This window comes from Christiangramia crocea (genome assembly GCF_022410465.1).
Lineage (GTDB): Bacteria > Bacteroidota > Bacteroidia > Flavobacteriales > Flavobacteriaceae > Christiangramia > Christiangramia crocea.
On sequence record NZ_JAJSON010000010.1, the window covers coordinates 1 to 25,298 of the forward strand.

Genomic DNA, 25,298 nt, shown 5'->3' on the forward strand with positions numbered 1-25,298 from the left:
GCAGCCTTTTTATTTTACAGATAATGATTAATTATCTTCCTCATTATTGAAAACGTGATTGGCATAATTCAATTCCATCTGATCATATTTTTCTCTTAAGCCTGTAAGCCGGTTTTTAAAACCGTCCCAGTCCTTTTCGGTATTTTCGGTCCAGCCTACCTCAGCAATAGCGGCGAGACGTGGCAATAACATATATTCCAGTTTATCAAAATCAGGGATATATTCCGTCCATACATTTGCCTGGGTACCCAGGATATGTTCATGCTGTTCTGAAGTTAGCTCCTCCGGAAGCGGATTATAGGAATAAACCTTTTCTACCGGCAGATATCCACCAATTGCCAGTGGCTCACTGTCCTTATCTTCTGCCTGGTAATAATCAAAATAACAGTAATCTGTAGGAGTCATGATCACATCGTGCCCCTGTTTTGCGGCTTCAATCCCTCCTTCTTCACCTCTCCAGGACATTACCGTAGCGTTCGGCGCAAGACCACCTTCCAGGATCTCGTCCCAGCCAATGATCTTTTTGCCTTTGCTATTGATATATTGTTCCATTCGCTGAATAAAATAACTCTGCAGCTCGTGCTCATCTGCCAGTCCTTCTTCTGCCATTCTCTTCTTACAGTCGGGGCAGCGTTCCCAGTTGGCTTTAGGGCATTCATCACCACCAATATGGACATACTGGGAAGGAAAAAGCGGGATCACCTCATCCATGACATCCTGAAGGAATGTAAAGGTAGAATCCTTTCCTGCACAGTAAACATCGTCAAAGATCCCCCAGGTCTCCTGAACTATTTTGTTACGACCCTCTGCCTGCTGCTTCTTACTGGTAGCAGACATCATATCGTTAGGAACCACGGTCTTCTCATCAGGGAAACAGCTTAAATACGGATAGGCAGCTATAGCCGCACTGCTGTGACCGGGCAATTCAATTTCCGGAATCACCGTGATATGTCTCTCGCCGGCATAGCCAACGATGTCTTTCACCTCTTCCTGTGTATAGAATCCCCCGGTACGCTCATTATCGTTAGAAGTTCCCGGTTTGTGCCCCACAATGGTTCCATTGCGGTAAGCGCCTATCTCGGTAAGCTTCGGATATTTTTTAATTTCAATTCGCCAACCCTGGTCTTCGGTAAGATGCCAGTGAAAGGTATTGATCTTATGCAGGGCAAGGATGTCCAGGTATTTTTTCACCTCATCAACGTCAAAAAAGTGTCTTGCCACATCCAGGTGAGTACCTCTATAGGAAAAGCGGGGAGCATCAGATATCTCCACGGCGGGTACGATAAGTTCGCCATCTTCGGTAAGCATTAGCTGGCGGAGTGTTTGCACCGCGTAAAAAACACCTTTGGCCGAGCCTCCTTCGATGCTTATTTCCTCAGGAGTTACCTTTAAATTATAAGCTTCTTCTCCAATAGAAGGATTTTCCGCAAAAGTGATGGTTTTTCCGCCATCAGAAGTTCCGATCTCTGTTTGAAAATCAGACTTCGCATAGTCTTCTAAAAATTCCGCTTCCTTTTGGAAATCTCCGGCTTGTATGGAAACATCATCCGAAAGAAGGAAGGCTCCTGGAGCGGGCGTTAGTTTGGAAGGTAAGGGCACCACCTGGTAATCTTCCTCCTGATTCTCCCTGTCAGGATATTTTGAAGAATTACAGGCACTGAAATTTAACAGCAGTCCCAGGAAGAAGAGCGCGTAAGCGGGACGTAATAAACTGAATCGTAGAATGCTTTTCATTTTTTAAAGTTTGTTATTTTACATTAACAGGAATTTCACCCAAAACTTTAAAAATACATTTTTTTTAAAACTTTTACCTACTTAAGTAATTTTATATAACATAAAATCCTAATAAATTAATTTTTTTATAAAAGTAATTGCATCCCGTTCCGGAAGTTTCGAAGTAAACAGGTTGAAGTAAGAAACAGGAATAAACAGGCGGAAAGCAGGAAAATGGATTGGTGTAAAATGGGATGGAGTTAAAAGAGTGCCCGGGGACCATTTAAAAGGCTCAGCCAGGTACTAACCCGGGGCAGGTGTTATATTGCGGAAAGTAGCTCCGCGAAGCCATTTACTATTATTTCCGGACTGGCTATCACCATGAATACGAGCAATCCTATCAGAACTACAATAAGAGTCAGGAGGATGTTCTTTTGCTTTTTAAGGCCGGGTGCCTCTTTGGCCAGGCGGGCTTCAAACCTTTCAGCCTTTATATATTTCTTCACTCCTATCTTCAGGGCTTCTTCCCCTTTTCTTGTCACTATCCAGTCTCCCTTGGAGTTGACCCTAACCAGATAATAGCGCTGTAACTCCCGTAATATTCTTTTATCCATATCAGATTCCAGCGCAGGGAACAGGCTGCTGGTTCTGAATTGCAGAAGCATTTGAGTGAGCTTGTGATCGTTCACGATTTCGATTTTGGGTGACCCTTCAAATATAATATTTTAAGAATAAATTAAGAAAACAGATTTTTTTAAAGTTTAACCAAAACGATAGATTTTGCTGCTAATTCTTCTATTATCTGTCCTTAACATTAAAAGTTACAGGATGAATATTCCATATCCCTATGGGCTCCCAGGCAAATGGAGTTTGGAAAAAAATGACAAGCACCTGATGTAATCCTGTTGATTTAAAGAGCAGACCTGGTCCTTTATCCAAGCCAAAAAATAATCAGGATTTATCTGATCTGTTTATCTGGTCATCACTTCTGAAAAGCTTCGGTAAAAACCTGCCGGTCCTTTTTTTATAGGAAGAATAGTTATCGTACCGGTGAAGCAGTTGCCTCTCCTCGTATTTCGATTTTATATAAAACAGAACGTATAAAAGCAAGCTGATAAGGATACGGTAAACCGACTGACTATAGAGCGCAAAACCGAAAAAGCTAAAGATTATACCAGTATAGATGGGATGTCTTACATATTTATAGAGTCCGCTTTGCACCAGTTTGGAACCTTTCCCAGGCGTTGGAAAAGGAGACAGGTTTTTATTTAATTGCAATATGGACAGTAAGAATATGAATACTCCAAAGCCGCTAAGTACGATCGCGGGTACTCTAAACCATTGCGGGATGCTAAAGGCTGTAAGCCTGAAGTTAAAAACAAAAAGAGCGAACAGCAGTAGCTGAAGACCTACCAGGATATAGTCTGTTCGCTTTCTTTTCATTTAGTTTAAAGATGCTTCGATCCTCTCTTCAGAAATTCAATCTTAGCATCTGTGTTGATGCTGGATATGCTTAATCCTCAAATTTATTATCCAGAACAGGTGGTGCGCCCATCCCTTCCAGTTCGTCTTTCAGTTCTGGAATTTCTTCATTTACAATTTCCTGAAGATCAGCTTCCAGATCATTATACATCTGTTCAGCCGTTTCAAGGCTCTTTTTATGCATTTCTGTAGGACCATAGGTAGCTCTCAGAGCCCTGAAGCCCGTATACATAAAATTCATTAAAGTAGGATTGTTACGTTCCCCTATCTTGGCCCTGGCCTGATTACCCCTTAATTTCCCTTCGATCTCGTGAAGTTTACGACTGAGTTCAAATAACTCCTCGCGCATATCTCCCGTATCACCGGGTACCGCTTCGAGTGATTTTCTCATTGCAGCCAGGTTTTCTTTAGACTGATCAAGCGCATGCTCAAGTTTTCCAAAGTTTGCCACCAGGGATTTAAGATCCTCGGTAAAGGCCTGTATCTCTTCATTGCTTTTTCTATCTAAAACACCTTCCCGCAAAGGCACGACTTCAAAGGATTCGGGACCGGCAAGCACTTTCTGGTCTCCCTTTTCCACGCTCACCAGAGTAGCTGAATAAGTGCCGGGCACTACATGAAGATTAAAATTATTTTCATCGGTATCAGACGGATCTATAGGACGCGTATCTGCCATGCTAAGATCCCAGGCCACACGGTTGATCCCTTTCTCTCCCTTGCCTTCCACTCTTTTGATCACCTTTCCGGAAGAATCTTTTATAAGCACCATTATCTTCCGGCCTTCCTCCAGCCTTTCAGCTTCGAGTTCTTCCCAGCCGGGAAAAGGAATATCGGCTCCCTGCTCTTCCAGTTCTTTCTCGCGCTCTTTTCGTTCTTCAGCTTTGGAAGTATACTTATCTTTCAGGTAGTAGGTAATCGTAGCTCCGTAAGGCGGGTTTTCAGCGAAATAATAGTCGGCGCCGGTATTACCCACAGAATTTTTAGGCGCATACCAGTAAGCTCTTCTTATCGGGAATAAATGAGCCTCTTCTGCCATTGTTTCTTCGGAAAGTTCCCTTAGAGCCCTGTAATCGTCCAGCACGAAAAACCCTCTTCCAAAGGAAGCTCCCACCAGGTCGTTCTCCCGTTTCTGAATGGTAAGATCACGGAAAGAGATGGTTGGTGTACCGGGAATTTTCTGCCAGTAACTTCCGCCATCCCAACTGGTGTAAATACCATTTTCAGCAGCGAGGAACAACAGGTTCTTATCTTCGGGATCCTGCACTATACGCCATAATATGAGTTCCTGCGGAAGATTCCCGCGCAGGGAGGTCCAGCTATTTCCTTTGTCGGTACTTTTATAAACATAGCTTGAGAAGTCGCCTTCTTTATGATTATCAAGTACTGCAAATACCGTATTCTCATCATGCAGACCCGCCTTTATATCGTTCACGAAGCTGCGTTCCGGTAATCCCAGCCTGGTAACAGGGATCTGCTTCCAGTTTCCTCCCATATCTTCGGTTACCTGGATGAACCCATCATCGGTCCCGGCATATATCAGGCCTTCTTTTAACGGGGATTCTGCCAGCGAGGTTATGGTATTGTAGTTAGACATCGCATTCACATCCCAGGGATTGTCGTAACTCTGCTTTTTGCCCATTATTGGAAGTTCTATCCGTTCTTCATCGCGGGTAAGGTCTCCGGAAATTGGCTCCCAGCTGTCTCCGCGGTTTTCCGATTTCCACACGCGCTGCGAAGCGAAATAAAGCCTGGACGGTTTATGCGGACTTACCAGAACGGGCGCGTCCCAGTTAAATCTTTCAAAATCTTCACCATATGCCGGCTGAGGCTGAATAAATACCTGCTCCCCGCTGCTAAGGTCTACACGATGCAGACCGCCCTGCTGGGTTTCAGCGTAAATAATATTATTATAAACAGGATCGGTGGCCGACTGATGGCCATCTGCCCCCAGTGTTTTATACCAGTGCCTGTTGGCTATCCCCTGTTCTTCGTCTGTACGTGAAGGCCCGCCTACAGAACCATTATCCTGGGTACCTCCGAAAATATGGTAAAAAGGTTCGGCATTGTTCACCGCGACCTTGTAGAACTGTGTGAGCGGTAGATTTTTAAAATAGCTCCAGGTTTCGGCATTGTCGAAACTTTCATAGATCCCCGCATCGGTACCTACCAAAAGATAATCCGGATCGTCATCGCGAAAGGCGATCGCGTGATTATCTGAATGTTTGTCTTCTTCCTTAAGCTGAACAAAGGTCTTTCCTCCGTCTCCTGAGGTTAGAATACGCACATTCATCAGGTAAAGCCTGTCGAATTCATGCGGACTGGCGTAAAGCTCCTGATAATAATGCGGGCCGGTAGCACCGGAAACCGTATTGGACATTTTTTCCCAACTGGCCCCGCGGTCATCAGAACGGAACACCCCTCCTTCTAACTGGTCGAGTTCTATAGCGGCATAGACAACATCCGGCTTTTGGGGTGAAATTGCCAGGCCTATCTTTCCAAGATTAGATTCGGGGATGCCATTGCTAAGTTTGGTCCATGTCTCCCCGCCATCTTCGGAACGGTGAATACCTGAATCCGGACCTCCGCCCATAAAAGCGGCAACCGTTCTGTGACGTTGCCAGGTAGCAGCATACAGCCGGTCCGGGTTTCGCGGATCTATCATGATATCGGTAACTCCTGTCCAGTCGTTACCTCCAAGTACTTTATTCCAGGTTTCCCCGCCATCGATGGTTTTGTACAGGCCGCGTTCCCCGCCTTTGCTCCACAGCGGACCCTGGGCGGCTACCCATACGATATCGGAATTTTCGGGATGGATGATAATTTCAGAAATATGTTCGCTGTCTTTGAGCCCCATATTCTTCCAGGAATTACCCCCATCCTCACTTTTATAAACACCGTCTCCATAGGCCACATGACGGCCTCCCACATTTTCACCTGTACCTACCCAGATGATGTTGGGGTTAAGTGAATCTATGGCAATAGCGCCGGTAGAATATGATTTTTCCTTATCGAAAAGCGGCTTCCAGGTAGTACCGGAATTTTCAGTCTTCCACACCCCACCGGAACCTACGGCAACATACCAGGTATCATTATCATTGGGATGAATGGCTATATCTGCGATACGCCCGGAAAGAAAGGCCGGACCCACAGCCCGGAATTTAAGGTCGCCAAGATTGATCTTGTCTTCCGTTTTTTCTTCGTTTTTATCAGATTTTTTTCGTTTTTGAGCAGTAAGGTCGGCTGAAATAAAAAGTAAAACAAACAAGCCGAAAGAAAGCAGTTTTTTCATAAGATCGGGAGGTTAGAGATTTAAAACGTTTAAAGATACAAAATCGAGCTAATTTTCCGGGAATCGAAAAATCAGCCTTTAGAAAATGAAAATTTACTCCTATCTTAAATTTGATGGGGGTTCCAAAGCGGTCTCTCTATACACCAACTTAATAAAATGGATATTGGAAATGGATAGTTCTTGAGGTTTATTTAATCATTCCACCAGATATCAACTCCCGCAAATACTCATAGCTCATCACCATGGCGAGTGTATCCAGTTCACAGTATTTGAGCAGTGAATTCTTGATTTCCAGCTTCTCCTCTTCAGGTATTTCCATATACTGAAGTTTTGCGTAGGCGGTGAGTGCCGCGCCACCCTAAGCAATATTTTCCATTTCCGAAAATGTCGCGTCCAGCTGTTCCTATTAAAGTCAAAGCAAATATCCGGATGAAGTTTTTACCTTAAATTTGGCGCTACTAAATACATGATGAAAAGAACTTTAGTAAGATATAGAAATACTGCTTTTGGAAGGTTTGTTTATCGCAATCAAAAGTACGCTCCCATTCTTTTTTTTATGGGTGGTTTTATTTTTGATACCCTCACCTTAGGGCGAATAGATCGTGTTTATGATACGGTGGTACTTTGCTCGCATATGAGCTTATTGTCCATAACGCTTTATTTGTATAATACAGTGGATGAAGACAAGTGGGAAGGTACTTTTATCGAACGTTATTCCGAATATTTTCCGCTAGCCATACAGTTCTTCTTTGGCGCACTTTCAAGTGCTTTTGTCATCTATTTTTTCAGAAGTGTGTCCATGTCAAAAACTTTGTTTTTTTTCATACTGCTGGTGCTGCTCTTATTTGCAAACGAGTTTCTTAAAAGGAAAATATCCAATAAATACCTTCAGTTCAGTATTTATTTTTTTATAAGTTTTACCTTTTTCGCCTTTATGATTCCCACGCTGATCAAGGAAATGAATACCTTTATTTTTATCATTTCGGGGCTTATAAGTTTGGGGTGTACGCTGGCACTCATCACGTTTATTTACAGTTCAAGCTCAGGTACAAGAGCTGAGATAAGTCTGAAAAAACTGATCAGTCTTATCCTTTCTATCTATATAACGATCAATGTTTTTTACTATTTCAATCTTATTCCACCAGTGCCGCTGGCTATGGATAATGGTTTGGTAGCTCATGATGTGCGAAAAATAAATAACGAATACATCGTTACTTACGAGAGGAATCCATGGTATGTATTCTGGCGTAAACATCACGTCACTTTTCATCGTCAGGCAGATCAAAGAGTTTATGTGTTCACTTCTGTTTTTGCACCTACCAATTTAAAAAAGTCCATTTTTCACAGGTGGAAATGGTACAATCCTGAAACCGGGAAATGGGAAGTTACTGATGATATTGATTTTGAAGTTGCCGGTGGGCGTGATCGTGGTTTCCGTGGATATACCTATAAAAATAACCTCAGGGAAGGCCAATGGAAAGTTGAAGTAATTACAGAAGAGGAACTAATACTTGGTATTGTGGATTTTGAGATTAAAAACACTTCGGAATCTCATCAAGAAGGAATGGTAAAGAGATCATTTTAAAAACTAGTTTCCTCAATACTATTTTTTATTACCCACAGTAGGTACCGGAACTATGTCTGCGGTATACTTCCCGCCGTAATTCACCAGTTCTTTGCCAATATTAAAGTCCCCGCATCCTTGGTCGGCCACGGCTTCTTTATTTTAATATTTTTTGTCATTCTTATAACTAAAAGGACAAATCAATAATAACAAACCATAAACCTCAAACAATTTTCTAATCCCTCATTTCAATGATCATACTTTCCGGTTCCCTCCAGTCTGTAAATAAACCATCAGCTGCTTTTCTGTATTTACACCAGGAGTCGCTAAAGTTGTATTCATAAAGGACTTTACCTTTGCTTTTCAAAACTCCCTTTTGTGGCTTTTGTTTAATTCTTACTTTCCAGCTTTGACGGGTTCCGGGGAGATTGAAAAGAAGATACTCAGGATAGATCCCGGTTCTTTCGAATTCGCGCATGCCGCCCTGGATGAGAGTGATCTCTAAGCACATAATTTGTTTTTGCTGAATCCTCTCTGCGCCAGTCCCTGCAAAAAGGGATATTCCAGCTTACTAATCGGGTACCCCTCCTTTTTGTTATAATAAAGCTTATTAGGACATTCTAAGGCCAGTTTAAAGCGGGATTTGGTGAGGAGACGGGACATAATCTATCGTCTAGTATTTCTTAACTAAGGTCAAATTGGCTATAAATAAAATTGAATATTTTTTCATCTATCTTGGGGTTTAATTGTTTTTTTCCAATTACAAGTTTAAATAGATATTTTGAATTTTTTAAGTTTTAGAACTGCCTCGTGTACAATTTGCAATCTCTTTAAATCAATACTTTCCTTACGCTTAATTTTTTGTTGAACAGTTTTAATGACACTTAGTTCATTAAAGCTTAGAGTTTTCGTTTGCTCGCCAAGCGCAATTATTCTTTTCCATTGATTTTCATCCAGTTTAGATAACCTATTGTAAATATTAGATGGGTCAATTAATTCTTTAGCTTTAACTTTACTTAGATCTGAAATCTTTTTAAAATCAATTCCTTCATTCTGGAGATGATCAATAATTTTAACTCCCTTCTTGATTTCTATATCGGTTAATTGTCCAGATTTAAGCAGTTTTTTTCGGATTGTATTCGCGAAATTTGATTGAATTTCGTTTAGAATCATGACCTGATTATTATAGCGAATAAGTCCATCCCAAAATGTGATCCCAACAGAGGTTATTTTTTCCAGACTTGTATACTTACGGACCTCTTCTGAATCATCTGTTTTATTCTCATACCTATTTTTAAACTCCTTTTCAGTGATTACATACTTGTCTATTACTGCCATATTAAATCCGTGATCTTTTTTACTCTTTAATTTTTCCCAGGTCTTCTGCGCTTTTGCAGCTTCACTGATTAAAGCAGTATCCAGGTTAATTAAGAAATTGTATACGTACCTTAGCCCTTTCTTAATTTCTTTTTGAAGATCTTCTTCAACCATTTGCTTTTGCCAAATAATTCCAAGATCTAATTTATTGTCTGTAAGGAAATGAAGATAGGCCAGGGTGTAGGCTACTGTATATGATTTAATATTTGTATCACCTACCGGATCTTGATTTTTTCTCCCGAATAATGTATTGGCAGTGTTATATAGAATAGTATTAGCAACAATATCCTGCCAGTATATACTGCCAGGTTTTTTCTTTTTACTAAATTCAGCTTCAACATCTTTTAGGAAGAAATTGTAGTTTTTCTGTCCACCCTTGGAGACGTGATGTGGAAGTTGTTTCCAGATATTCATATTCCTGGCTATCTGGGATTTTAGTATTACCTGATTACGAGGATATTTAAGTTTAAATGCAGTCTTTTTGCTTTTTGTAGGTTCTTTGTTCATAGCTTCCCTATACTGTCCTTTTACCCTCTCAAAGAACCATATGGTTTGTTTATTTGAATCTTCAGGATCTAATGCATAAGTTGTTCTGGATAGTTCTTCAAACCGCTGCAAAAGAGGATTATTTGAAGTTAGATCCAGTTCTGAAACTTTATTTTGACTGTTAGCGTATCTTGAAATAAATGGTACAGTTTCGTTTTTCTTATCTTCGTCCTTGATAACGGTAAGTTTCATCTGTACAAAAACCTGAGATAAATCAGCATCTTTATATTTCTTCTTTGTATGAAATAATGAAGCAGTTGTTTGACCTCCGTTCACAATTTGAAAGTCCTTAACTCCCGTAATTACAAGTGAACCTTTCTCATCATAGCTCGTTTTTACCTCTTGCGCTGTAGTAGCAAGTCCATTATTATACGGTAAAAACATATGTGGCTCTTGCCTAATAGTATCTCTTATTCCTTTATTTACCTTTCCAGTCTGCTGTAGAAAAGCCCTCACGTTACTTTCCAAAAGTCTGGTGCCGTAATTTTGATATAAAGTTCCCAGAATATTTCCGGGAACAATGGCGAGATAACATTCATATAGATCGTGATCCGAAGGCATAGTTAGGCATGGAATAACTGCACCAAGAGTTTCCTCAAAATTTATTTCAATAGGTTCCCGGTTATACTTTGATTGAGAAAGCCGATGAAGACGCTCTATATCCCAAACATGAAAATTAAATGTTATCTCGTCAACGTTTTTTATTTTGAAATTTTTGGGAGGATCATGTGGGATGTTACCATTGGACAGAATAAAAATGTTTATACGTACAAATTCCTTCCTGTTTTTTAAAATCATTTTGGCTAAACCATATGCTTCAGAAGATGGTTCAATATCCTCCATATGTCCTTTTAAAGCAGCATTAACAAATCCGGTCGACCATTTTATCAGCTTGTCAAAATCAGGTTTACTGACCTTATAATTTTCAGTTGTATCTCTAAATGATGATATAAAAATATCAAGAGTTTCAAATCCATCTTCGATAGCATATCCATTGATTTTGAACTGAATGTTTTCCCAACGATTTTCCTTTTCATAATGACAAAGTCGAATACCTTCTGTTTCTCCTGCCTCCGATAGGATTTCCATAATATGCTCTGTAAACTTATCTTCCTTTGATGCACCATCTTCTTCTGCAAAGGCGAGTGAGTTGACTTCATGGAAAAGATCCTGAATGTATTGTTCGAGCTCAAAATCTATTTGAATGTTTGAAATGGCATTATTCATATTAAACCTTTTAAGAATTGATCTTCAGATTTCTCAAATGAATTACATTGAGTAATATCTATTTGGTATTTTACGTTAAATAAAGCTTCGTGTTGCAGAGTGCCTTTTAAAATAACCGGAAAGCCATCTTCAACACGATAATACTTTATGCTCTTTACATAATAACCTATTTCGTCATATAATTCCATTGCTTTTATATCAACTCCAGCCAGTTCAAGTTTTTCCTCAAAATCTGAAATAAGATCATAATTTAATAAGGTATCTTGAATGTTAATTATTAAATGATAAAGTGAATCGTTTGATCCCACTGATTCATTCAGCGATATAACGGCCAGGAATAAATTTTTCCAGTTACAATAATCAAGTTGAAATTCATTTGAAATAAAAACTGATGGATTTCCTGCTTTTGATGTTTTAACTTCTACGGCATTTTCATTAAGTGTAAAATCCTGATTACTACTATTTGGTCCCACCCAGGATTTTAAAACTATATCCTTATTTTCTTTATTGTCAAGTAATAGTTTCAAAATTAAAAGTTCACCATACAACCCCCTTTGTCTTTCTTTCGAAAGTACCTCGCCTGTGATTTTACCAAATAATTTTTTCCAATAAGTGACTCTTTGATTTATTATTAGTAAAGCATCTTTTGGAGTTGTAATTTCTTTAATTTCTTTAATGATATCTTCAATGAAAAGAACAAAAATATCAGTGAGACTTTTGTCGTTAAGAATGATTGTATATCTGATACATGAATTATCCATGGCAGGTATAGCCTGTATCTCCACCCCCTTAAATTTACTTAAGTAATTGGGATGAATTTCAATTTTTGAGTCAATATCAAGTTCAAATATTCTACTTTCTGTAAACCCAATAAATCCGATGTAACAAGAGAGATTTTTAGGCTCAGGAAGCTTTTCTCTTACTATTGTCTTGCCAGAGTTTAGTTCTTGCTCCGTCCAAATTTTATTTATTTCCATCATTCATTCTCAGATTGATCGTCGTCATCCTGAAATTCATCTTCAAAATCCTTCTGCATCGGTCTGGCAGCGTATTCATATGATTCTTCTCCTTCAAAATCTGGAAAAATAAGTCCAAAACCTATTAGTGGCTTAGATGGATTAAGATCAGGAGATACTCTAGGGTCAAGGGGCATGATTACTAATAGTGGCTGTTCTTTTTCATTACGTTTATTTTTAATTGCCTGTTCAGAGGAATTAGACGGTAAGTTCAAGTCTATCATTCTGGCTCGTTTATCCAAAATTGCATTCTTTTTTCCCTTTACCCTCATTTCATTAATACCATCGAAAAGATTTCTTGCAGGAAGGCCACCGGTTAAGGAGCCATTTTTCCAATTAAAAGTATGATCTTGTACTTCTTTTCCAGCCAGTTCACCTTTCGTTGTTATTGTCTTGCCGCTATTAAGGATTAGTGCTACTGACCAGGTTTTGAGTTTGTTCTTCTGGTTCTGACTTTCAATATATGATTGTAAAATATCATTTCTGAGATAATCTGTTTGATATGTAGTTATAAAATCCCCTATAAATTCTGCATCTATATTTTCCCAAACCAAAGCGTTAATCCCACGGTTAGATTCCTTCTCGTCAGGAGCATTTAACCGATTAAGTAAAGCTTTAAACGCCTCATAATTATTATCTACAATTCTTTGTGATTTTTCGAAAACATAAGTTTGAATGAGCTTTCCAGAAAATCCAACCCGAATTTTCTCATGATCTTTCATTTTAGTTACCGAGGTTATCATTAACATTCCAGGGTGAGTTCTAACCTTTAATTGAAAATCTTCAGGTCTATCATTGTTTGCGGCCATTTCGTCAAAATCTGCTCTCATCTCCTCGGTAGCCATAGTGATATGTCGGTACCAGTTAATTAGTTTTTCTGTTGTGTAGAGACGACATAAATCTACATATCCTGGGCGGTAACCAAACCATCTACCCATTTGCATTAGTGAATCATACATTCGAGTAGTACGAAGATAATAACTAACCGAAAGTCCTTCCAGAGTAATCCCCCGTGCAAGTTTGTTTCCACCTACGGCTATAACTGAGAGCCCATTTTCATAATCACTATAATTTATTTCTTCTATTCCATGATATTCGAGATATCGGGTGTTTTTAGTTCCATGAACGGATCTAACCTGAATTTTAGTTACCGCCTGTAATAATTCCTCTCGAACTTCCTCCCACGCATGTTTTTTTATTTTTGGATCATTGTAAGATAGGTTGTTTAAAACCTCATTAGTAGTAGGTAAAAAGTCATTATAAAAAAGCCTTTCTAGTTCATCTAATAAAGTACCCTGTTGGGATTTAATCTGGCGACTATAATCTCTCACAACTTCGTTTACGTGCCATGCAATTCTGTCAATCCAGGCTACTCGTAATGCTACATGAACAAGCATCGAATTGTGCTTTTTGTGGTGCCCACGTACACGTCGGATGGCAGAAGTTAATATAAAAGCCTTGATAGCTTCACGAAGAGAATCTGGAATATCATCTGGAAGATCATCGCTGTTTTCCTTATTTATTTTTACTGGAAAATAAGGTTCCTGATCTTCTGCCAGTCTTATTATATCTAGGCCTTCCAGTTCTTCCCCTGTTTGATCATTTTCAAAACCAAAAACCTGTGCAGCTCCAATGTAATTGGAAGGTGGAGGGATGTTTACGATAAAATCCCTTGGAAAAAGATCCTCACCCACCTTTAACCTTACATCCTTCACCATGGTTTCCAGATTTTCACTCCACCCAGACGGGATGAACAAGTTTGCATACGGGGTTGCAGTATAACCTATAAATGTATTCTGATTAAAAAGATTAAGGAGAGTTCTTATAAGTCTATTAATTGTACGAACATCTAACTCAGTTCCTGAGTTTACTGAGGCATTATCCGCCTCATCATCTATCACTAAAACAGGAACATTTAAAATTTTTCTATCACCCTTACCGTTTTCTGCAGCAAATTGATTTAACCATAGTATTAAGTTTTCGAGAATACTTTTATTTTTCTTTATTACCAGTACCGTTGGACTTTTACCTCCAATTGGGACATTAATTCTACTGGCAATATTTCGATTAAAATCTCCTTTGTGATCCGAAGATGTATAGGAATATATTTCAGTTTCAGATGAATATTCTCCGACTCCAACTTTTACGCTTTTTTGTCTTTGGATGAAATCTGCACTGTCTCTGCCGATATATCCCTCATCGATTCTTGTTTGAGTCTGCGATCTCAGTGCATTATGAATTCCGGCAATTACAATAATTAATTTGTATCCTGCATCTGTGGCCTTGTTAATTAGGCCGGTATAATTAGCCGTTTTTCCGGACTGAACATTCCCAACTACCATTCCCCTTCGATCCCATGATCCTGATTTTTTAGGATTTGCACATTTATCCAGAATTTTATCCGTAAGGTCATCAAGATTATCAACAGGAAAAGAACCGTCTTTTGCTTTAAGATACATTCTGTAACGATTCCATAACTCCCAGTCAATATCTGCCTTATACTGACTCAACCAGGGCTTAACATTTTTATCAATAAGCTCGGTTGCATTACCGGAATAAATCTCTAGATCGGATTCCAGCTGAGCTATAAGTTCTTCAAAATCTACCTTTGGATATTGTTGTTTAAGGAGTGGGTTTTCTACAACCTTTGCAACATCCTCTACGGTAATTTTTCCTTTATTCTTTATGCCATTTAAAAAGATATGACATACATTTCTTGCGTTTTCAAACTGGTCCATTAGTCAAAATATTCTACTAGTTGTGTATACTGGTTAAATGGTTCAATATTAAAAATTTGTTTGATGGCTACTTCTTTACTAAGCCCAGTGGATTTTAATGAACCATACATTTTTTTTGCCAGTTCAATAGTTCCAGAGTCTGGATCTTTACTTTTGTCTCTCAATTCGTGGCCCTCCGGATCTTCACTGTTAAATTGTATAATAGATTCAACAGGAGTAGTTTCTCCTATTAATTTGAGTACTTTTTGGAGCTCAGATTTATTTATACAGTCAGAGTTTAGTAACTCCTCAATAAGTGGATGGTTGGTGTTTATGTAATAATGTCTAGCCTCATCTCGAGTTTTTCTGGCTTTCCATAGAGGTTGAAAAGAGAAACTTTGAATTGAATCATCAAGCATTATTTGATTACCTCGAAATCGATGTACCGCTCCGGCATTCTTACGGGTAAGTTTACCTAGTCTTTGAAGGTCTTTTCGAACCCTCACTGAAGGCGTAGCTGTAGCCTTTTTAATATCAATTTTCCATTCATGGTCTAGACTATTTGGTATATCTACCAGAATTCTGGCATTTTTGAAATGTTCATTTTTAGAAAACAGGCCCAGCCAGTCACCGAATAATAATAGTCGATTATTTCGGTAAATATAAAACCCCTGAAGATCATACCATCGTTCTGTTTTAGCTAGAAGTCTTTCTTCTTCATTTAATTTAGAAATATGCGGTAAAACATAACATTTCACCTTAACCTGACCATTATCCAAACTTTCATTTGCAACTTTTTGAGTGCCAGGTAATTCTTTGAGGAAAGGATCCCACGAATCTATTTTATGGTCATTTATCCATATGTTTATTTTCTTTCTGTCGATATACCTGTGAAAAACCAGACTCAGATGCTCTTCCACGAGCTCAAATTCTTCAAGAAAAACAGATCTGGCTGCAGTATCATGTTCGCTAGCATTACCAACTAAACGATCCATTTTTTGCCATAACACCGTTGTTCCATGGTCAAGAGGTTGCAGATATTTTGCAAAATCCTGATTTGGTAAATAGTCAAGTAAATTCCATTTGCCAGTAAGGTTGACATAATCAAGATCCCAGTGTCTATTAATCATCGAATGATCCTTTTTCTTGGTTATAACGGTTAGGCCTCTACATTGCGAAAATGAAGCAGTTTTCAATCCGAGACCAAATCTCCCCAGATCATGTTCTTCTCTTTCATGACTTGGATCTTTACTTCCTGGAGTCATCGCTTCTATAAGCGTGTGTTTATCCATTCCTGTTCCATCATCTGTGATTGAAACCCAAGAGTTTTCTCCATTCCACTCATAATTAATCCAGATATTTTCGGCTTTTGCGGAAATACTGTTGTCAATAATATCGGCTATTGCTGTTTGAAGGTTATACCCAAAAGCTCTAAAGGTGTTAATCATTGCACCGGCTTTTGGAGGAGTTTCCTCTGATGGTAAATTTTTTAGGTGATCAATCATAAAACATCAAAATTTAATCTTATACATAACTGTATGATCAGTACCCGAGGTAAATCTGTTTGGATCCCATTCCGCTGGTTGGACATACCAGCATTGACTGACTTTAAACACCGAAGAAATAACTGCACTAGCAATAGCTTGAATTTTAGATCCTGTTAAAGCAATTTCAAAACTATAGTTTTGATCTACGAAATAATGTTGGTACTGAGTTGCCAGATATTCCATCAGATCTTTTAAGTTGTCATTTGGAAATTCTATTATTTCTGCATGATTGAATTTTCTTAAAGCAACTTCCGCAGCAATTTTTGCAAGTTCATTCCTAGGGCAATCTGCAGGAGGAGCAATAATGTGAATCTTATCGTATTCTCGTTCATCTAGTAACGAATACAGGCGTTCATGTTTAGGCGATGAAAAAGCAATAAGTACTCGGCGAGCAGCGTAATTTTCAGTGTTTAATGGAAGAAGTGGTATTAATTTATATGGCCCTTTTTCCCCCTTAATAATTTTAGTAAGAGATTCTAAAAATTGAGTCTGATCGTTGTGCTTATGCTTCTCTAGAAGTGACTGAATGTCGTGATCTAAAGGATAATGCGCTCGCGCTTCAGTATATACAATACTTACAGGTTCTTTTTTTAGTAGACTACTTCTAATAATATTAAAAATAACAGCTTTTGGTAATCCTGTTATATCAACAACACCCTGACAATCGATCCTGTTTTGATTATTTATCACACCCTCAATCCCAAATTCAGAATATGGAATATTCTTTTCATTTAGAACACTTAACATTTCTTCTCGTTTACCATTTTCCCCAAAACGCAGAAGAGAAACAGTTTTAGGCTTTAAATTCAAAGACCTTCTAAAAGATTCTAACGTTCGATTCTCGAAACCTAAACCAGCAATTAAACAAGGATAAGGTTCTGATTTTTGCCAATTTTTAAATTTATTTATAGTTAAGTTAGGAAGCTTTTCAAGGGCTAATGCTTCAATTTCTTCCTTGTCTATCTTATATTCCCCTCCATCATCGGATTTAATCATATGCGGTTCTTCGAATAAGGATTGTTGAAAACCTGAATTAACTGAAGGCACAATATATTCGTCTTCTATTTTCACTTGTTCTTTAGAATCCCCTGTAATCGACTTAAGGTTCCTTGTAAGTATTTCTTTTCCTTTTTTAGGATTATCGAGCCAATCTTCCAATGCATGCCCTGATAGCTCAAATCTATCGGCATTTGCTAAGCCGATATGCTTGTTGACACCGTACAGTTTACGAAATGATAGTTTAAACTGATTTTGGGGATTAACACCTTGCCTATTTGTACGTGAAGCCTCAGGGCCACCCGAAAAATTGAATATTCCTGCATCAATCAACGCTCTAACTTGAGAATTTTGCTTCTCCTTATCGCCAGAAGTAATGTTTATAAAAATTGATGAGTATTGTCTTAATCTTCTTTTATCTTTGGGCTTTGATTGGCTTGCCTTGAAAGATTGAACCAACAACGAATGAGCTGCATTTGCAAAAGATTCAGCGAAATCATAGAGCTTACCATCTCTACGATTAATGTCAAAAAGTCTTGAATTACTAAGCTCTAGGTAGCATTCATTTTGATCTCGAGCAGGAATAGGTAATTTTCCATTTCTTCTTTTCAAAATCATCTCATATAATGTAATCACATCTCCAATATCCCCTACACAAACACTCGCAATTGCTGTAATTCCATGATATATTTCTTTTTTTTCGGATGCTTTACCTGGTTTACCAATATTTTTTGCAATTTCGACTAAGGATTTATCCCCTAGTATCTCTGAGGGCTTCAGGCCTTTTGGATGATTACTCTGAAATTTTGATCTTTTAAAAAGAATAGTTTCAACGAATTTAATTCCTTCGTGTTTGTTTGAATGAATTTTTTCGTCAACTTTGTTTCCCAGGTCAAAGATGCTATAATCTCTCCCTATCCGTGCCTGTTCAATATTTCCCGGAGACAATAATACCATGTGAAGTGTTTGCGCTTCAGTAGTAAACTTAAATGCACAACGCTCGTTTTGAAAAAGTAAAGATGATACTAAAGTAATAATGTTTTCATCCTTCAAATATCTTGTAGATACATCATCCAATAAGAAAAATATGTAACTATCTTGCCAAACTGGAGAGCATTGAGATATCGTTTCGGCCAATTGGGGAAAAGCAATTGCGGGATTTGAATTAATTGTGTATTTATTTTCTCTTTTGCTAAGACTATTAAGAATGTCCTTAAGAATTCGTTCGATTTTATATTCATCTTGTGATTGTCTTAAAAGGGCAGATCCTTCAACAAAATCGGCTATTACAGAAGCAATCTTCACAAAAGCATCCGGTTGCACAAGTTCACTATCTAGTTCTCTTAGATGACGAATGGCATAAATAGCTTCCAAAGCATATGCTACAAAAAGCCTAGTAAATGGTTCATGAGTGAGCCGATCGGGTTCACCTTGCTTATCCAGCAATTTTATACAAGAAACATAAAGACCAACATAACCTTCCTGGTTAATTCGTTTAATTATTTCCGATGGCAATTCTTTATCATTCTTTTGAATTGCCTGAGCATGAAACTGAAGTGCACGAATTAACATGGTTTTGCCACAGCCACGCATACCAGTAATGACCTGAGGTCCTTTATTACTTACCTCATTAACCCATTTATCCTCAGTATCCACAAGTAGACTTGGTACAAACCAAGGATCAAGAGTTTGAGCATTTATATAATCTCTGTGATTTTTAAGATTCAAAGTAGCCTTCCAAGGAGAATGTACTTGATTAAAAGCATTCTTAATTTGATCAATAACCTGCTCAAATTCAAAATGACGTTGACTAGTTATTTTGGGAAGAAGTAATCGTCCTCTCTCTTCTAATAAACTAGCAAGCCTATAGTCTCTTTCATTGATATTTTGAGGATTATCAAGTAATTTTCGACTTAAATCTATAAGTATATTGGCTACCTGGTGTAGGTCCGATAAATGTTTTCCATCTCCACTTTGTGTTTTGCTTCCTAGGGATCCAAAGTCAATAGCAACTGCTTTAACTCTATTATTAATTTCTCCAATTCTTATTTTATCTTTTTCAAGTTTTTCAATAATTATATTACCGGGGTGGAGGTCATTATGGAAAAGTGTCTTCTTTTTTAATTCCGACAAAATTAATAGTAGGTCTATTGCAATTTGACCAATCATAGATGCCGGTACATTTGCACCACATCCCATTAAATTTTTCAGGGTATCCCCTTGGACATAATCCATAATAGCAACATGACACTCAATTTCAATATCTCCAAATGAAATCTTGGTTTTAAAAATTTCGTCAATATTAACTATATGGTTTGTGCCGTCAGCAGCATCAGCATGATCCTTGCTTTCTTTTTCAAAATCTTTTTTGAAAAATTTATAAATTTCAACAGGCACTACCTTTAATACTTGTTTTTTAATACGAATGGTTGTTTCCTTTTCTACAACATATGTTACTCCATAATATCCTCTATCAATTGGATGAATTACTTTAAAATCTCCTATGGTAGACGGAACATTATCTCCCAACATTGGGAAACCATAAGGATTTTTGCAATCTGGACATAGATCAGTTAATTTTTTTTCTTTATAGTCCTTCTTTGGATGTAAAAAGCAACAGTATTTTTCCATATTAAATTATCTCTTCATAATTGTTTTGAATGTATCGTTGTGGAGATATAATAAATCCTGCTGATAGCATTTTTCTAAATTCATTTAGATGTCTTTTTATACACCTAAATGAAAGAATTATTTCACCTTTGACTACTATGTCAGAATTTGACTTCTTTAGTATGATACCGCATGGATCAGGAAACAGGTTGAAATTGGTTGCCTCCTTTTTTTGAATATGAACTATAGCTTGACGAATTTGATTTAAATCAAATTTTATATATCCTGAACTATTTGAAGTTATAATATACCGATGATCAACTTCAACTTGTTTGGCCTTATCAGTGAAAATTTTATAATTACTTCCTTGAATAGTTATGTTTTCTTTAAAAAACTGTTTTAATAGTTTTTTATCGGGCAAGCAAAATTCTTGACTTTTCAATACGGACATGGCCATAGCATAACATTCTTCAAGATGTTTGTGTAAACTGTTATTTATTTCTGGTAATTCAAATAAGTTATAAATGCCCAATAACGCTTCCCCTCTACCAATATATGGTTGATAAGGCACACTTCCATTAGTTAAAAAACATTTAGTATTAATGCCAATTAGTCCTGAGGCTTTTATGAATCTGCGTCCATTTGCTTTTGCATTATTCCAATTAGATCCAAAATTGCCAAATGGAGAAACCCTTATATCTAAACCTGCATGGGTTAGATTAATGGCAATCTTTTTAGATAATATACTTGCAATGACTAATTGAGGTATATTTAGGTAATTATGCTTTTTTCTGATTTCAAACACTTTTCTGTCTAAAGGCGTATATAAGTCATTCCCAATAAAATGTACATATTTGCTGTGGTCAAGCCACTTTTCCAATTCTATTGGGTTTGGGTTTATATTATAACCTTGAAGTTGATAAAGAATATCAATGCCTCCTGCGGGTCTGCCGGGTACTCCTAATTTCGGAATTTCTGCTCCCAATGATTTTAGAATTAGAGGAGTTAATATTGTAGAAAGGGAAGAAGGTCCACCAGTGGAAGCAATATCAACTTTTGTTTTCGAAGAATTTCTTTGTATGGTAATTCCAGATTCAGCATAGATATTTGCTAATTCAACTATCTCTTCATCCGACATACTATTTGAATGGTCAATTAATTCAAGAATATTCTTTTCTGAAGGGTCAGACGTAATTTTGTCAATAATAGAATGAAATGATGACATATTAACTTTTACTCATTTTCTTGAAAAGATCTAAAACAATTAGAGCAATTTGTTTGGATAAAAAAGGAGGAACAGCGTTTCCAACCTGATGGTACTGAGCAGTACGAGAACCACAGAACAAATAATTATCTGGAAAAGTTTGTATTCGAGCTGCCTCTCTTACAGTTAGACTTCTGCATTGATCTGGATCATAGTGAATAAAGTAATGACCATCCTTAGAAATATGGCTGGTGACTGTTGTCGCTGGTTCATCTGGTAATTGAACTCTAAAGCGATCAGCAAATTTCCCAGATTTAGCATTTTCATGGTCAGGTAATAATTCTGTTGCATGCTTCTCAAATTCATGAAGTCTAGGAAATCTTTCATATGTAGTAGCAAACATACTTGAGAACATATAACGCTTTAGATCCTGAACAAGATGGGATCTAGACTCATGATTAGTCACACCTTTTAGATTAGGGTCTTTGTACCAGTCATGGAGTGGGTTGTCAGGACCAGGTGTTTCATGAGCCACAAATTCACTGCCTATACCATGGTTCGGAGGGGAGATTTTTTGTCTTGAATAATTTTTAGCAAATCCATTCCATGAAATAATTTCATTACGAAAAGAATTTATAAGTTCCTGCCAGGTCTTATCAGAATCCTTTTCCTTTTTGTAATACCTTTTTTTCTTAAGTTTATTGTTCGAAGTGATCTGCTCACTTCGTACAAAAGACCGGTTAATTCCGCTTCTGATTTTTGGCAGGTCTCCAATTACCTTTTCAAGATTTACCATTTCACCTTCACCGACCGGAGTTAAAATATCAGGGTCGACTTTAATATCTTCTCTTATTCCAAGTAAGATAACCCGGTGCCTCCTTTGTGGCACACCATAGTCTTCAGATTTAATAAGGTAGTCCATGTCTTTTTCATAAACAGGATAACCATTTTCAAAATCTATTGGTTTGGATGTAAGAGAATAGATTTTATAACGAAATTTTGAATCTTTAAAAACGATGGATGGATCCTGAAGATCCTGTTTGATCATTTGGAAAATTTTCTTGCCATCGACCTTTGAAGACAATAATCCTTTTACATTTTCCATCACAAAGACAGCAGGACTATGAGCTGCAATTATTCTAAGATATTCTTTGTATAAATGAACTCTTATGTCTGATTTATCTAAATTTTCTTTCCATTGCCTTCTCGAACGACCGACTAGGGAATAAGCCTGGCAAGGAGGTCCACCAATTAAAACCCAGTTTTTTTCATTTTTGAGAGCTTTATTTATTCTTTCATCTACAGTTTTAGATGAAGTTTCACCAAGGGTAGTACACCATGCATCTTTTTTAGCAGCGGCTGCTTGACGAGGATATTTTTCAAACAACTCTTTTCTAAGCTGGCTTCGCCTTTCTAAATCCGCCTCCATCATCATTGTATAATATTCTGGAGGAACTCTTTTTGGAGAAAATTTGCGATAAAAACTTCTTAATTCTAAAGTTTCTGCTGCTATCCTATCTTTCTCAATAGACAAACGAATATCAAATTTCCGTCTGTTTTTTGAAGGGACGCTTGAAAAACCTTCACCCAGTCCACCTGGGCCAGCAAATATGTCAATTACAGGTATTTTCACCTTTTAATTCGTTTATTATTTTTAGTAATGTTCGTTCCCGAACTTTTGATTTTTTTCTTCTAGGTTCTAGCTGACAATCAGCCCAAACGATAATAACTTTCCAGCCATCAGCTTTCCATTTTTTCATTTTAATAATATCTCTTTCAATTGCGGAATGTCGGCGAGAAGTGATCTTTTCAGAAGAAGTGCTAACATTATCACCGAATCTACAGTTTGAATGAGAATGCCAAAAACATCCACGAATGTCAATTATGGTTCTGTATTTTCTAAGGACTATATCTGGTTTACCTGGGAGATTTTTTACATGTATTCTATACCGAAAACCATTAGCGTAAAGGAACTTTCTAACCATTAGCTCTGGTTTAGTATTTTTGCCCTTTATCTGGCTCATATTATAGCTTCGAGTCTGCTTATTATGGACATCAGCCATCTAACATTTTTTTATAATTTCTAAATAAAATTAAATACACTACTCATAAATTGATTGTGGATGCAAACTTAAATTACCCAGTAATGTTTAAATTGAAAATTGTTATAGTTGAAAACTATCCCAGAAAATATATCCAAATTTTTCAATAGATTAATAGAAATAAAACATGGTGTAGGGCAAGTGTAAATTTAAGCAAATGTTAATCAAATGATATGCTTTCTGAATAAAAATCTGAAAGTTATAACCATCCACGCTCTACAACACTAAGCTAACCTCCCCATACACTGGCTTAATAAAATGCCCATTTAAAAAGTCTGCGGTTTCGATCCCGCTTTGGAGGATCACTCCTTTGGCGGAGCTTTCGAGTAAAAGCATGGCAGACTGCAGCAAGGGAGCCGCGGTGGTGGTTTGAATGGCGCGCAGGCTGTGATTGCCTATCTTTTGTGGCAGGATCTTCCTGGACACCTCTAATTTGCGCCTGGTGCCCTTATCATCCTTCCCCTCTACCGAAGCATACAGGATGATCTGGTCTTCTTCTATATGCGGGATCATCTCTTCCATCTTTTGCTGTAATTCATCTACGATATGCAGGCTGTGCCCTATGAGTGTAAGCTGCTCTTCCACCCAGTCATAGTGCCCGGGAAATCTCAGCGTCTTATAGTCAAGCTTCCTCACTTTATGGCTCAGACTCTGGGGCAGGTCGGCCGCGCCACCGGAGGTAAGATCTTCCTCATAGGTCTTTCCGTCTATGATGATGCGATTCCTTTCAGAAAGCGAAGGCAAATTACGCTCCTTATAGTCACGTATCACCGCCGCCTCTTTCAGGTATTCTGTGGCTACCCCCACCGGGCTCCAGGTAAAGCCATAATAATACGGGGCGACCGCATGCCTGGTAAGTGCCCCCACCTTAAGCGCGATGCTATCTGCTTTCTCGACATGGTATCTTTTACAGAAGGTCTGGAAAAGGTGATTCCCCAGCACATCTATATATCCGGGCGCAAGGCCGGTCTGTAATAAGAATCCGGTATCGGCATCTTTAGCCAGGTTCTTTATGGTTTCGGTTTCGGAGACATACTCGGTGAGATTAGCATAATGCAAATGGAAATCCTTTGCCAGCTGAGCCATCCTTGGAGCCTGGCTTCCGGGAAGACAGTCAAGCAGGATATCTGCACTCTCCAGGGCCTCCCTTAGTCTCACCGGGGTCTCATCTTCGGGCAATTCAAAACACTCGATCTGTATCCCCCGCGAAGATCCTTTCCGGATCCAGCCGGCCATCTTTTGTGCATTATCCAGGCTTCGGTTAAGGATAAAAAGATTCGGCACCATGCCGCTTAATTCCGCGAGCATGAGTCCGGCAGCCCGGGCGATCCCCCCGGCACCGGCGATGATGATGTTGTACTGACTGTTCATACTTAAAGTTAAGTATTTTTTTAATGAAATTTATCAATAGGAACTTGCTCCCTTTCTTTTTCCATTGATATAAAAATTGTGACTATCAGTAATTTGGATGATGAAATATAGTAACAATGGTTTTTATTTTAAAGGAACACTCTTCACTGATTTAAAGACGTAGTAGCAGTTTTAGTATTGTTCATTTTTTTGCTTGTCCAAAAAAACGAACCAAAAAAAGGACACTTTTTTGTAGGTGTTTCCAATTTTGCTACCGCAAAATTAGAACCGTACTTCCCCGGCTAAATTTTCTCCAAGGCTTCAAAAATTCTTAACGCCGGAGAAGCACTACACTTGCAAAAAAGATAGGTTGATTAACCAGGTTTTGAAGTAAAAAAGGAAATTTAATATCCTTCTCTAAAACGGCATACCGAAAATTTAAACCAGAATTTAAAGTGAAAGCAGCGTAAAATTTTAGGCTGTTTGAGTCCGCCCAAAGCGGACGAGTTCCTAAAATTTAGCTGCTGAGCGAAAAATTCATTTAAATTTTCGTAAGCC

Annotated in this window: 16 protein-coding genes; 1 reads left to right on the top strand and 15 read right to left on the bottom strand. The window is 38.0% G+C overall.

Annotated features, from left to right (window positions below; all coding sequences use genetic code 11):
- Window positions 1–27 precede the first annotated feature (27 nt).
- The 5 genes from LU635_RS03645 to LU635_RS03665 all read right to left on the bottom strand — a co-directional run bounded on the left by LU635_RS03645 (window position 28) and on the right by LU635_RS03665 (window position 6,803).
- Entirely contained in the window at window positions 28–1,734 is a 1,707-nt protein-coding gene (locus tag LU635_RS03645) for a beta-N-acetylhexosaminidase (protein ID WP_240096288.1), read from the bottom strand.
- A 299-nt stretch (window positions 1,735–2,033) separates the two neighbouring features.
- On the bottom strand, window positions 2,034–2,402 hold the full coding sequence (locus LU635_RS03650; protein WP_240096290.1) for a hypothetical protein: 369 nt from the start codon (window positions 2,400–2,402) through the stop codon (window positions 2,034–2,036).
- A 262-nt stretch (window positions 2,403–2,664) separates the two neighbouring features.
- A complete protein-coding gene (locus LU635_RS03655; protein ID WP_240096292.1) occupies window positions 2,665–3,156 on the bottom strand; it encodes a methyltransferase family protein in 492 nt (163 codons plus the stop codon).
- 70 nt (window positions 3,157–3,226) lie between these two features.
- Window positions 3,227–6,484 carry a VPS10 domain-containing protein gene (locus LU635_RS03660; RefSeq protein WP_240096294.1) on the bottom strand — a complete coding sequence of 1,086 codons (3,258 nt, stop codon included), beginning with the start codon at window positions 6,482–6,484 and terminating at the stop codon, window positions 3,227–3,229.
- Window positions 6,485–6,671: 187 nt separating this feature from the next.
- Window positions 6,672–6,803 carry a hypothetical protein gene (locus LU635_RS03665; protein WP_341482113.1) on the bottom strand — a complete coding sequence of 44 codons (132 nt, stop codon included), beginning with the start codon at window positions 6,801–6,803 and terminating at the stop codon, window positions 6,672–6,674.
- A gap of 150 nt (window positions 6,804–6,953) precedes the next feature.
- On the opposite strand from LU635_RS03665, the gene LU635_RS03670 reads away from it, so the two are divergent.
- On the top strand, window positions 6,954–8,069 hold the full coding sequence (locus LU635_RS03670; RefSeq protein WP_240096316.1) for a DUF2914 domain-containing protein: 1,116 nt from the start codon (window positions 6,954–6,956) through the stop codon (window positions 8,067–8,069).
- A 214-nt stretch (window positions 8,070–8,283) separates the two neighbouring features.
- Here the strand turns inward: LU635_RS03670 and LU635_RS03675 are convergent, their stop codons facing one another.
- The 10 genes from LU635_RS03675 to LU635_RS03720 all read right to left on the bottom strand — a co-directional run bounded on the left by LU635_RS03675 (window position 8,284) and on the right by LU635_RS03720 (window position 24,761).
- Complete coding sequence (locus LU635_RS03675) at window positions 8,284–8,559, bottom strand: plasmid pRiA4b ORF-3 family protein (RefSeq protein WP_240096296.1); 276 nt, start codon at window positions 8,557–8,559, stop codon at window positions 8,284–8,286.
- A gap of 257 nt (window positions 8,560–8,816) precedes the next feature.
- The gene (locus tag LU635_RS03680; protein WP_240096298.1) at window positions 8,817–11,198 is read right to left on the bottom strand and encodes an AIPR family protein; all 2,382 of its coding nucleotides are present in this window, start codon (window positions 11,196–11,198) and stop codon (window positions 8,817–8,819) included.
- Window positions 11,195–12,178 (bottom strand): PD-(D/E)XK motif protein, encoded by a 984-nt coding sequence (locus LU635_RS03685; protein ID WP_240096300.1) that lies wholly within the window; start codon window positions 12,176–12,178, stop codon window positions 11,195–11,197. Before LU635_RS03685 ends, LU635_RS03680 begins: the two co-directional genes overlap by 4 nt.
- Window positions 12,175–14,952, bottom strand: coding sequence for a Z1 domain-containing protein (locus tag LU635_RS03690; protein WP_240096302.1), 2,778 nt, complete (start codon window positions 14,950–14,952; stop codon window positions 12,175–12,177). The genes LU635_RS03685 and LU635_RS03690 overlap by 4 nt, the downstream gene beginning before the upstream one ends.
- Complete coding sequence (locus tag LU635_RS03695; RefSeq protein WP_240096304.1) at window positions 14,952–16,436, bottom strand: ATP-binding protein; 1,485 nt, start codon at window positions 16,434–16,436, stop codon at window positions 14,952–14,954. The genes LU635_RS03690 and LU635_RS03695 overlap by 1 nt, the downstream gene beginning before the upstream one ends.
- A 6-nt stretch (window positions 16,437–16,442) precedes the next feature.
- Window positions 16,443–20,105, bottom strand: a complete 3,663-nt coding sequence (locus LU635_RS03700) for an ORC-CDC6 family AAA ATPase (protein ID WP_240096306.1) — start codon at window positions 20,103–20,105, stop codon at window positions 16,443–16,445.
- Window position 20,106: 1 nt separating this feature from the next.
- Entirely contained in the window at window positions 20,107–21,309 is a 1,203-nt protein-coding gene (locus LU635_RS03705) for a hypothetical protein (protein WP_240096308.1), read from the bottom strand.
- Window position 21,310: 1 nt separating this feature from the next.
- Window positions 21,311–22,921, bottom strand: a complete 1,611-nt coding sequence (locus tag LU635_RS03710) for a DNA cytosine methyltransferase (protein ID WP_240096310.1) — start codon at window positions 22,919–22,921, stop codon at window positions 21,311–21,313.
- The gene (locus tag LU635_RS03715; protein ID WP_240096312.1) at window positions 22,902–23,351 is read right to left on the bottom strand and encodes a very short patch repair endonuclease; all 450 of its coding nucleotides are present in this window, start codon (window positions 23,349–23,351) and stop codon (window positions 22,902–22,904) included. Before LU635_RS03715 ends, LU635_RS03710 begins: the two co-directional genes overlap by 20 nt.
- A 255-nt stretch (window positions 23,352–23,606) precedes the next feature.
- On the bottom strand, window positions 23,607–24,761 hold the full coding sequence (locus LU635_RS03720; protein ID WP_240096314.1) for a saccharopine dehydrogenase family protein: 1,155 nt from the start codon (window positions 24,759–24,761) through the stop codon (window positions 23,607–23,609).
- Between the last annotated feature and the right edge of the window lie 537 nt (window positions 24,762–25,298).

Excerpts from the sequence above, each read along its gene's own strand:
- LU635_RS03645 (WP_240096288.1), bottom strand. The coding sequence starts at position 1,734 with ATGAAAAGCATTCTACGATTCAGTTTATTACGTCCCGCTTACGCGCTC.
- LU635_RS03655 (WP_240096292.1), bottom strand. The coding sequence starts at position 3,156 with ATGAAAAGAAAGCGAACAGACTATATCCTGGTAGGTCTTCAGCTACTG.
- LU635_RS03660 (WP_240096294.1), bottom strand. The coding sequence starts at position 6,484 with ATGAAAAAACTGCTTTCTTTCGGCTTGTTTGTTTTACTTTTTATTTCA.
- LU635_RS03665 (WP_341482113.1), bottom strand. The coding sequence starts at position 6,803 with ATGGAAATACCTGAAGAGGAGAAGCTGGAAATCAAGAATTCACTGCTC.
- LU635_RS03670 (WP_240096316.1), top strand. The coding sequence starts at position 6,954 with ATGAAAAGAACTTTAGTAAGATATAGAAATACTGCTTTTGGAAGGTTT.
- LU635_RS03675 (WP_240096296.1), bottom strand. The coding sequence starts at position 8,559 with ATGTGCTTAGAGATCACTCTCATCCAGGGCGGCATGCGCGAATTCGAA.
- LU635_RS03680 (WP_240096298.1), bottom strand. The coding sequence starts at position 11,198 with ATGAATAATGCCATTTCAAACATTCAAATAGATTTTGAGCTCGAACAA.
- LU635_RS03685 (WP_240096300.1), bottom strand. The coding sequence starts at position 12,178 with ATGATGGAAATAAATAAAATTTGGACGGAGCAAGAACTAAACTCTGGC.
- LU635_RS03690 (WP_240096302.1), bottom strand. The coding sequence starts at position 14,952 with ATGGACCAGTTTGAAAACGCAAGAAATGTATGTCATATCTTTTTAAAT.
- LU635_RS03695 (WP_240096304.1), bottom strand. The coding sequence starts at position 16,436 with ATGATTGATCACCTAAAAAATTTACCATCAGAGGAAACTCCTCCAAAA.
- LU635_RS03700 (WP_240096306.1), bottom strand. The coding sequence starts at position 20,105 with ATGGAAAAATACTGTTGCTTTTTACATCCAAAGAAGGACTATAAAGAA.
- LU635_RS03705 (WP_240096308.1), bottom strand. The coding sequence starts at position 21,309 with ATGTCATCATTTCATTCTATTATTGACAAAATTACGTCTGACCCTTCA.
- LU635_RS03715 (WP_240096312.1), bottom strand. The coding sequence starts at position 23,351 with ATGGCTGATGTCCATAATAAGCAGACTCGAAGCTATAATATGAGCCAG.
- LU635_RS03720 (WP_240096314.1), bottom strand. The coding sequence starts at position 24,761 with ATGAACAGTCAGTACAACATCATCATCGCCGGTGCCGGGGGGATCGCC.